This is a genomic window from Haliea sp. (assembly GCF_040221975.1).
Lineage (GTDB): Bacteria > Pseudomonadota > Gammaproteobacteria > Pseudomonadales > Halieaceae > Haliea.
The window spans coordinates 67,624-75,335 of the sequence record NZ_JAVJWR010000018.1 but is presented as its reverse complement, the minus strand read 5'-3'; the positions used below and the strand labels follow the sequence as shown (position 1 = coordinate 75,335).

Genomic DNA, 7,712 nt, shown 5'->3' with positions numbered 1-7,712 from the left:
GTGGTCGAACCTGGTTCGAACCCTACCGGTCGGCTTTTCCACTTCGTTGCAGTCGCGTACCGCGGACCTGCCACGAAGCTCTTCTGTATGGCTGGGGTGGTAGGATTCGAACCTACGAATGCCGGGATCAAAACCCGGTGCCTTGCCACTTGGCGACACCCCAATAATTCTGTTGTTTACCTCAGGCCAGTGCCGTCAGTACCGGTGACACATCAATGCCACGGGCGGTAAAGCTCATCCATTGTGCCGGGACCTGCTTCTGCACCGCGACTGCCTCGTGCTGGCTGCCAAAGGCGGCAAAAACACAGGCGCCGGTGCCGGTCAGCCGCGCCGCGGCGAAGCGCCTCAGCCACTGCAGCGCGTCTCCGACCTCAGGGTATCTGGCCACCACAACAGGCTCGCAGTCGTTGCGGTAGACCCCCTGAAAAAAGGCGGCTATTGTGATTGGCGAGGTGTCCCGTGTCAATTCATGGCTGGAAAAAATTTCCCCTGTCGGCACCGAGCAGGCAGGCTTGAGCACAAGATACCACGCTTCCGGCAACGCGATGCGTTTCAGTTGATCACCGACCCCCTCCGCCCAGGCACTGTAGCCGGCGACGAAGACCGGTACGTCGGCACCCAGGTCGGCCCCCAGGGCCTGCAGCTCGGCTTGGGTCAGTCCCAGTTCCCAGAGGTGGTTCAGGGCCAGCAGGGTGGTGGCGGCGTTGGAGGAGCCGCCACCCAGGCCGCCGCCGATGGGGATGTGTTTGTAACAGGTTATTCGCGCGCCGAGCTTGCCCCGCTGCAGCAGGCGCGCGGCGCGCAGGATCAGGTTGTCCTCGGCAGCCACGGCAGCGCCCGGCATGTGCAGCTGCACCTGGCCGCCGCGGTCCGGGGTGAATTCCATGCGGTCACCCCAGTCCAGCAGCTGGAAGACGGTCTGCAGGGTATGGTATCCATCGCTGCGGCGCCCGGTCACGTGCAGGAACAGGTTCAGCTTGGCGGGCGACAGCAGCGCCAGGGCGGGTGTCATTGCGGTGCTCCCGGCCGCCAGTCCTGGATGACGAGTCGCGCCCGCGTATCCCCGCGCTCGATGCTCAGGCGGGTAGGGAGCAGGTAGTCATCGAACTGCTGGTAGTGTTGGTAGCGGACTATCCAGCCATCCTGCTCCAGCTGCTGCAGCAGCTCGTCGACCACCTCCACGGCCGTGGCGCGAGGGGCCGGCGCGGGCAGGCCCTTGAGCCAGTAGGGCAGGGCCTTTAGCGGCAGATCCCAGCCGGTATGCAGGCGCACCGCGTCGGGGGTGGAGATGTCCAGGCGCGTCAGCTCATCGCCGCGCTGGATCAGCAGTTCCTGGCCGTCGCTGCGGATCTCGGTCGCCTGCAGCCCCATGGGGCCCGCCAGTTGCAGCCTGGTGTGGCTGCCGTGTTGCTGCCAGTCGAGGCTGGCGGACTCGGACTGCTGGCCGCTGCGCACGGCGATCTTGCCGCGGGCGGTCCAGCTCTCAAGGCCCGCCAGTTGCTGGCTGCGCTGCTGCCAGGGGTATTCAGCGACGGGCGTCGGGCCCGTGGCGCAGGCGGCCAGCCACAGCAGCAGAGACAGGGGCAGCAGGCGCAGGCAGGCAGGACCGGTGCGGTTCACTGTGGCCGCAGGTCAGAGACGGAAATGCCCAGCCGCTCCAGGGTTTCCTGCAGGAGGTCATGTTCGGGGTCCCGCAGCAGGCCGTCGCGCCAGACGCTGTAGGCCTGTTGCTTCTCGCCCAGGGTCCACAGTACTTCGCCCAGATGCGCAGCCACTTCGGGGTCGGGGAGGCCGTCCCAGGCCCGCTGCAGGTAGCCTACGGCTGCCTCTGCCTGGCCCAGCTGAAACAGCACCCAGCCCATGCTGTCGAGAATGGCGGGCTCTTCGGGTGCAAGTTCGAGCGCGCGCGCAATCAGGGCGTAAGCCTCGTCGTAGCGGGTGGTCCGGTTACTGAGGGTGTAGCCGAGAGCGTTGAGGGCGGTGGCGTTGTCCGGGTCCTGCTCCAGAATGTGGCGGAGGTCGGATTCCATTAGCGCCAGGTCGTCCAGGCGCTCACCCAGCATGGCGCGGCTGTAGCGCAGGGAGGTGGATTCAGGCAGCTCTGCCAGGGCCTGGTTGAGTAGCGCCATGCTTGGGTCGAGCAATGTCGCCTGGATCAGCAGCTCCGACTCAAGGGCGTACAATTGTTCCCGCAGCTCCGGGTAGGACTGCCGTTGCAGGTCGAAGAATTCGGCGCTGCCACTGCTGTCCCCGCGCTGGATCAGCAAGCGCCCAACCCGGCCTCGGGCGCTGAAGAACTCCCTGCTCTCGGGGTCCTCGACCCGGCTATAGGCGGCGATGGCCTCCTCCGGCCTGCCTTCCTCCTCGGCGATCCGGCCGAGATAGTAGTTGGCCTCGTCAACCCGCTGCTCCAGGGCCAGCACCTGGCGCAGATAGGCCTTGGCGGCAAGGGTGTCGCCATTGTCCTGATTGAGTAGTGCCAGGGACAGCAGCAGATCACCATCCCGGGGCGACTGCGCGGACAGGATTTCAAATTGCCGGCGCGCGGCATCGACATCGGAGCGCGTCAACAGGCGTGCGTACTGCTGTCGCAGGCTGCTGTTGTCCGGCGCTGCCGCCAGCGCCTCCTCGATGCGCTGAAATGGCGCGGAATGACCTGCCTCCAGACGCAGCTTGGCGTCCAGCAACAGGGCCTGGGTCTGCCCGGGTTCCAGCGCAAGCAGCTGTTCCAGAACGGCGCCAGTGGCCTCGGCCTGTTCCAGTTCGTCGAGGATAAGCGCCCGGGTCAGCAGCAGGCGCGTGTCATCGGGAAAGTCGTCCTCAAGGGCATTCACGGCTTCGCCCAGCGCCTGTTGCTCTGTGTCGGGCAGCTCGCGAAACCCACCCAGCAGCATCGGGAAGTTGGGCTGCAGGCCCTGGCGGGCGAGCGTCGCCAGGTGCGGCACCGCGGCAGCGGGGCGGCCCTGGCGAATCAACAGGGTGGCGAGGGTGTTGTTGGCCTCCGGGTGTCCGGGCTCCAGTTCCACCCACAGGCGCACGGCTTCCAGCGCCTGGGGCTCGCGTTTCATGAACTGCGCGAGATGGGTGGTGTGGGCGCTGACCCCGGGGTCGCGCAGCCGGTCTGCCTGCTCCAGATAGTTGTCCAGTGCCGTGTCATAGGCACTGCGGCGGAGGGCGAACTCGGCGATCAGCAGCGGGTAGATGCTGTCCTCCGGGAAGGCCCGCTCCGGGGGCTCGGGCGCCACTGCGGCCGGGCTGGCGTGCTCCTCCGCATGCGGCTCGGGCGGCGCCACGGAGGTGCTGGCGCAACCGGACGCAGCCAGCAGCAGCGCAGATGTCAGGATTGGTCGGAACATTTTCAGGGCAGGCATGGGTATCCAGCGTACACGGCGCAATAGTGACATAGTCGGGCGACTAATCCCAACTCCTGTGGACTCGGGACAGCGCCAGAGGTTCCTGTGTTTAGATACGCAAACACCTGTCTTTTGGGCTGTAACTTGCTAGAATCCGCGCATATTTTTACCGATTGTGGTTTGGTCCGCGGCCTTTTGTGGCCCGCCGCCACGGGAGCCGACCACCAACGCCATGAACCTGATCGCCCTGGGCATCAACCACAACTCCGCCGGTGTCGAGGTGCGCGAGCGCGTGGCCTTCGCGCCGGAGCAGGTTGCGGAAGCGCTGGAGAATGCCTGCGAGCAGGCGGGACTGGATGAGGTCGTCATCCTCTCCACCTGCAATCGCACCGAGCTTTATGCCATGGTCCCCGACAACTGCGAGCCGGCGGACAAGTCCGCCCGACTGATCGAATGGATGGCCAACTACCATCACCTGTCCAGCCAGGAACTGCGCCAGGCCGCCTATTACCATGAAGCCGGCGCCGCCTTGCAGCATATGGTCAAGGTGGCCAGCGGCCTGGACTCCATGGTGTTGGGGGAGCCGCAGATCCTGGGCCAGTTGAAGTCGGCCTACGCGGTGGCGCTGGAGGCCGGTACGATCAGTGGCGAGCTCGGCCGCCTGTTCCAGAAGGTCTTTGCGATTGCCAAGAAAGTGCGCACCGACACCGCCATTGGCGAGAACCCGGTGTCAGTGGCCTACGCCGCGGTGGATCTGGCGGGCCATATTTTTTCCGATCTCAGCCGCTGCGATGCGCTGCTGGTAGGGGCCGGGGAAACGGTGGAACTGGTAGCCCGCCATCTGGTCGAGGCAGGCGTGCGCCGCATCGTCATTGCCAACCGTACCCTGGGCCGCGCGCGGGAGCTGGCGCAAAAGTTCGGTGCCGAAGCGGTGTTGCTGGCGGACATTCCGGAGCACTTGCTGCACTCGGACATCGTCATCACCTCTACCGCCAGCCAGCTGCCTATTCTCGGCAAGGGCGCCGTGGAGCAGGCCATCAAGGCGCGCAAGCACCGGCCCATACTCATGGTCGACATCGCCGTGCCGCGGGACATCGAACCCCAGGTTGCGGAGCTTGCGGACATCTACCTCTACACCGTGGATGACCTGCGCGAGATCGTCGAACAGAACTTGCGTAGCCGCCAGAGCGAAGCCCGCAAGGCGGACCTGCTGATTGAGGAGGGTGTGGCCCAGGTACTGGAGGAAGTGCGCAGCCTGGCCGCCGTGGATACCGTCCGTCAGTACCGGGAGATGGCAGAGAGCATTCGCGAACAGGAGCTGCAGCGCGCGCTGCGCAGCCTTGCGCGCGGAGACGATCCGCAGCAGATTGTTGCCCAGCTGGCGCGCGGCATTACCAACAAGCTGATTCACGCCCCCACTGCCGGTCTCAAGCGGGCCAGCGCCGATGGTCGCCAGGACCTGCTGGCCGGGGCCCGCAAGCTGCTGGGCCTGGAGTCTGTTGGCGGCGCCTCAGCCGGGGGCGCCTCAGCCGGGGGCGCCTCAGCCGGGGGCGCCTCAGCCGGGGGCGCCGCAGCCGGGGCCCCGGAGCAATTGCCGGAAGCGAACTCCGAAGGCACCACCAGGGATATCTCCAACCCACCACCCGGCCAGCGTATATTGCAATGAAAGCCTCACTGCTGACCAAACTTGATGCCCTCACGGATCGCCACGAGGAAGTGGCCGCCCTGCTCGGCGACGCCGAAACCATTGCCGACCAGAACCGCTTCCGCGACCTGTCGCGTGAATACTCGGAACTGGAAGCTGTGGTGCATTGCTACGCCCAGTATCATCGGGTTCGGGAAGATGTCGAGGAGGCCCGGCAGATGCTGTCGGAGTCGGATCCGGATATCGTCGCCATGGCCGAGGAGGAGATCGACAGCGCCAGTGCACGCCTCGCGGAACTGGAACTGGAATTGCAGACCCTGCTCCTGCCCCGGGATCCGCAGGACTCCGCCAACGTGTTTCTGGAGATTCGCGCCGGCACCGGCGGCGACGAGGCCGCGATTTTTGCCGGCGACCTGTTTCGCATGTACAGTCGCTACGCCGAACAGATGGGCTGGCGTATCGAAGTGTTGTCCGAACGGGAGGGCGAACACGGCGGCTTCAAGGAAATCATCAGTCTGGTGGAGGGACGGGATGTCTACGCCCACCTCAAGTTCGAATCCGGCGCCCACCGCGTGCAGCGGGTGCCGGCCACCGAGTCCCAGGGCCGCATCCACACCTCTGCCTGCACGGTGGCTGTAATGCCGGAACCGGATGCGGTGGAGGTCAGCGAGATCAGCAAGGCCGACATTCGCGTGGATACCTTCCGCGCCTCCGGCGCCGGTGGCCAGCACGTCAACAAGACCGATTCCGCCGTCCGTATCACCCACCTGCCCAGCGGTATTGTGGTGGAGTGCCAGGACGAGCGCTCCCAGCACAAGAACAAGGCTCGGGCGCTGTCGCTGCTGCAGGCCAGGCTGATGTCCTCGGCGGTGGACAAGCAGGCGGCGGAACAGGCCGAGCAGCGCCGCAACCTGGTCGGCAGCGGCGACCGTTCCGAGCGCATCCGCACCTACAACTTCCCCCAGGGCCGGATCACCGACCACCGCATCAATCTGACCTTGTACAGTATCGATGAGGTCATGCAGGGCAACCTGGACGTCATTGTTGGCCCCCTGCGGCAGGAGTACCAGGCCGACCAGCTGGCGGCGCTGGCCGGGCACTGATGGCCACGGTCGCAGCCTGCCTGCGCGCCGGCGACGACCTCCCGGGTGACAGCGGGCGCCGCGACGCGGAGATCCTGCTGGGCCACCTGCTCGGCAGATCCCGCAGCTGGCTCTATACCTGGCCGGAACACACGCTGACCGCAGTGCAGGCAGCGGACTATGCGGCCCTGCTGGACCGGCGCCGGGCCGGCGTGCCGGTGGCTTACCTGACTGGCGAGCGGGAATTCTGGTCGCTGTCCCTGCGCGTGACTGAGGCTACACTGATTCCCCGTCCCGAAACCGAGACCCTGGTGGCGTGGGCCCTGGAGCTGCCGCTGCCGCCGACGGCGACAGTGCTGGACCTCGGCACCGGCAGCGGTGCCATTGCCCTGGCGCTGGCCTGCGAGCGCCAGGGTTGGCAGGTGACTGCGAGCGATGCTTCCGCCGCTGCCCTGGCGGTCGCCGGGGACAATGCCCGGCGCCTGTGCCCGGGCCGGATTCGCTGTCTGCATTCGGACTGGTTTACCGCCCTGCAGGGCGAGCAATTCGACCTTATTGTCAGCAACCCGCCCTACGTCGAGAGCGACAGCCCCTGGCTGGGCCGGGGCGACGTCCGCTTTGAGCCGCGCAGGGCGTTGGTGGCGGGCAGCGCCGGTCTGGACGACTTGCGGCAGCTGGCGGCAGCGGCCCCGGCCCACCTGCGTCCGGGCGGTTGGCTGTTGCTGGAGCACGGTGCGCAGCAGGGGGAGGCGGTACGCCAGTTGTTGGCCGCCGCAGGCTTCGCCGGGATCGAGACCCGCCGTGATCTCGCTGGCCTGGAGCGTATCAGTGGGGGGCGCCGCGGTGCTGGATGACTCGGATCTGGAGCGCTACAGCCGCCAGCTGCTGGTGCCGGAGGTCGACATTGCCGGCCAGGAAGCGCTGGCGACGGCGACCGTGCTGGTGGTGGGCCTGGGAGGGCTGGGCTGTCCTGCAGCGCTGTACCTGGCCGCGGCGGGCGTCGGCACCCTGCGGCTCGCGGACGGAGATCGGGTGGAGCTGAGCAATCTGCAGCGCCAGGTCGCCCACACCGAGGCCGGGCTGGGTGACAACAAGGCTGAATCCGCGGCCCGCGCCGTGCGTGCGCTCAACCACAGGGTCGAGGTCGAGGTGCTTGCTCGCCACCTCGACGCCGACAGCATGGACGCGGCAGTCAGGGGTGCGGATCTGGTGCTGGATGCCAGCGACCGCTTTGCCACCCGCCATGCCCTCAACCGCGCCTGTGTGGCGGCGGGCGTGCCGCTGCTGTCTGCTGCCGCCATTCGCATGGAGGGGCAACTGGCTCTGTTCGACACAGCCCGCGGCGGGCCCTGCTATCGCTGCCTGTATCCAGATGCGGCGGCGGACGACAGCAATGCAGCCTGCGCCGAGAATGGCGTTCTGGGCCCGGTGGTAGGTGTGCTCGGTTCGCTGCAGGCCCTGGAGGCCATCAAGTACCTGGTCGGCATGGAGCCAGGCCTGCGCGGGGCGGTACTGATGCTGGACCTGCGCAGCCTGTCGATGCAGCGCCTGGTCCTGGAACGGCGCAGGGACTGCCCGGATTGTCCGCGCTGACAAACTTTTCCGGGTTGCCACTGTCACACCCTGTGAGTT

At 66.8% G+C, this 7,712-nt stretch carries 7 protein-coding genes and 1 tRNA gene; 4 read left to right on the top strand and 4 right to left on the bottom strand.

All coding sequences use genetic code 11. The features are described from left to right. Nucleotides 1–88 precede the first annotated feature (88 nt). The 4 genes from RLO07_RS07530 to RLO07_RS07515 all read right to left on the bottom strand — a co-directional run bounded on the left by RLO07_RS07530 (nt 89) and on the right by RLO07_RS07515 (nt 3,371). Nucleotides 89–163, bottom strand: a tRNA-Gln gene (locus RLO07_RS07530). Nucleotides 164–181: 18 nt separating this feature from the next. Continuing rightward, nucleotides 182–1,012 (bottom strand): 4-(cytidine 5'-diphospho)-2-C-methyl-D-erythritol kinase, encoded by an 831-nt coding sequence (ispE, locus tag RLO07_RS07525; protein WP_462291524.1) that lies wholly within the window; start codon nt 1,010–1,012, stop codon nt 182–184. After that, nucleotides 1,009–1,620 (bottom strand): lipoprotein insertase outer membrane protein LolB, encoded by a 612-nt coding sequence (gene lolB, locus RLO07_RS07520; RefSeq protein WP_462291523.1) that lies wholly within the window; start codon nt 1,618–1,620, stop codon nt 1,009–1,011. The genes ispE and lolB overlap by 4 nt, the downstream gene beginning before the upstream one ends. Continuing rightward, entirely contained in the window at nt 1,617–3,371 is a 1,755-nt protein-coding gene (locus RLO07_RS07515) for a tetratricopeptide repeat protein (RefSeq protein ID WP_462291522.1), read from the bottom strand. The genes lolB and RLO07_RS07515 overlap by 4 nt, the downstream gene beginning before the upstream one ends. A 214-nt stretch (nt 3,372–3,585) precedes the next feature. Here RLO07_RS07515 and hemA point away from each other — a divergent pair, with 214 nt between their 5' ends. The 4 genes from hemA to RLO07_RS07495 are packed head-to-tail and all read left to right on the top strand — an operon-like array spanning nt 3,586 to nt 7,673. After that, nucleotides 3,586–5,019, top strand: a complete 1,434-nt coding sequence (gene hemA, locus RLO07_RS07510) for a glutamyl-tRNA reductase (RefSeq protein ID WP_462291521.1) — start codon at nt 3,586–3,588, stop codon at nt 5,017–5,019. Continuing rightward, on the top strand, nt 5,016–6,101 hold the full coding sequence (prfA, locus tag RLO07_RS07505) for a peptide chain release factor 1 (RefSeq protein WP_462291520.1): 1,086 nt from the start codon (nt 5,016–5,018) through the stop codon (nt 6,099–6,101). Before hemA ends, prfA begins: the two co-directional genes overlap by 4 nt. Further along, a complete protein-coding gene (gene prmC / locus RLO07_RS07500; RefSeq protein ID WP_462291519.1) occupies nt 6,101–6,934 on the top strand; it encodes a peptide chain release factor N(5)-glutamine methyltransferase in 834 nt (277 codons plus the stop codon). Before prfA ends, prmC begins: the two co-directional genes overlap by 1 nt. Next, nucleotides 6,909–7,673, top strand: a complete 765-nt coding sequence (locus RLO07_RS07495; RefSeq protein WP_462291518.1) for a HesA/MoeB/ThiF family protein — start codon at nt 6,909–6,911, stop codon at nt 7,671–7,673. Before prmC ends, RLO07_RS07495 begins: the two co-directional genes overlap by 26 nt. Nucleotides 7,674–7,712 lie beyond the last annotated feature (39 nt).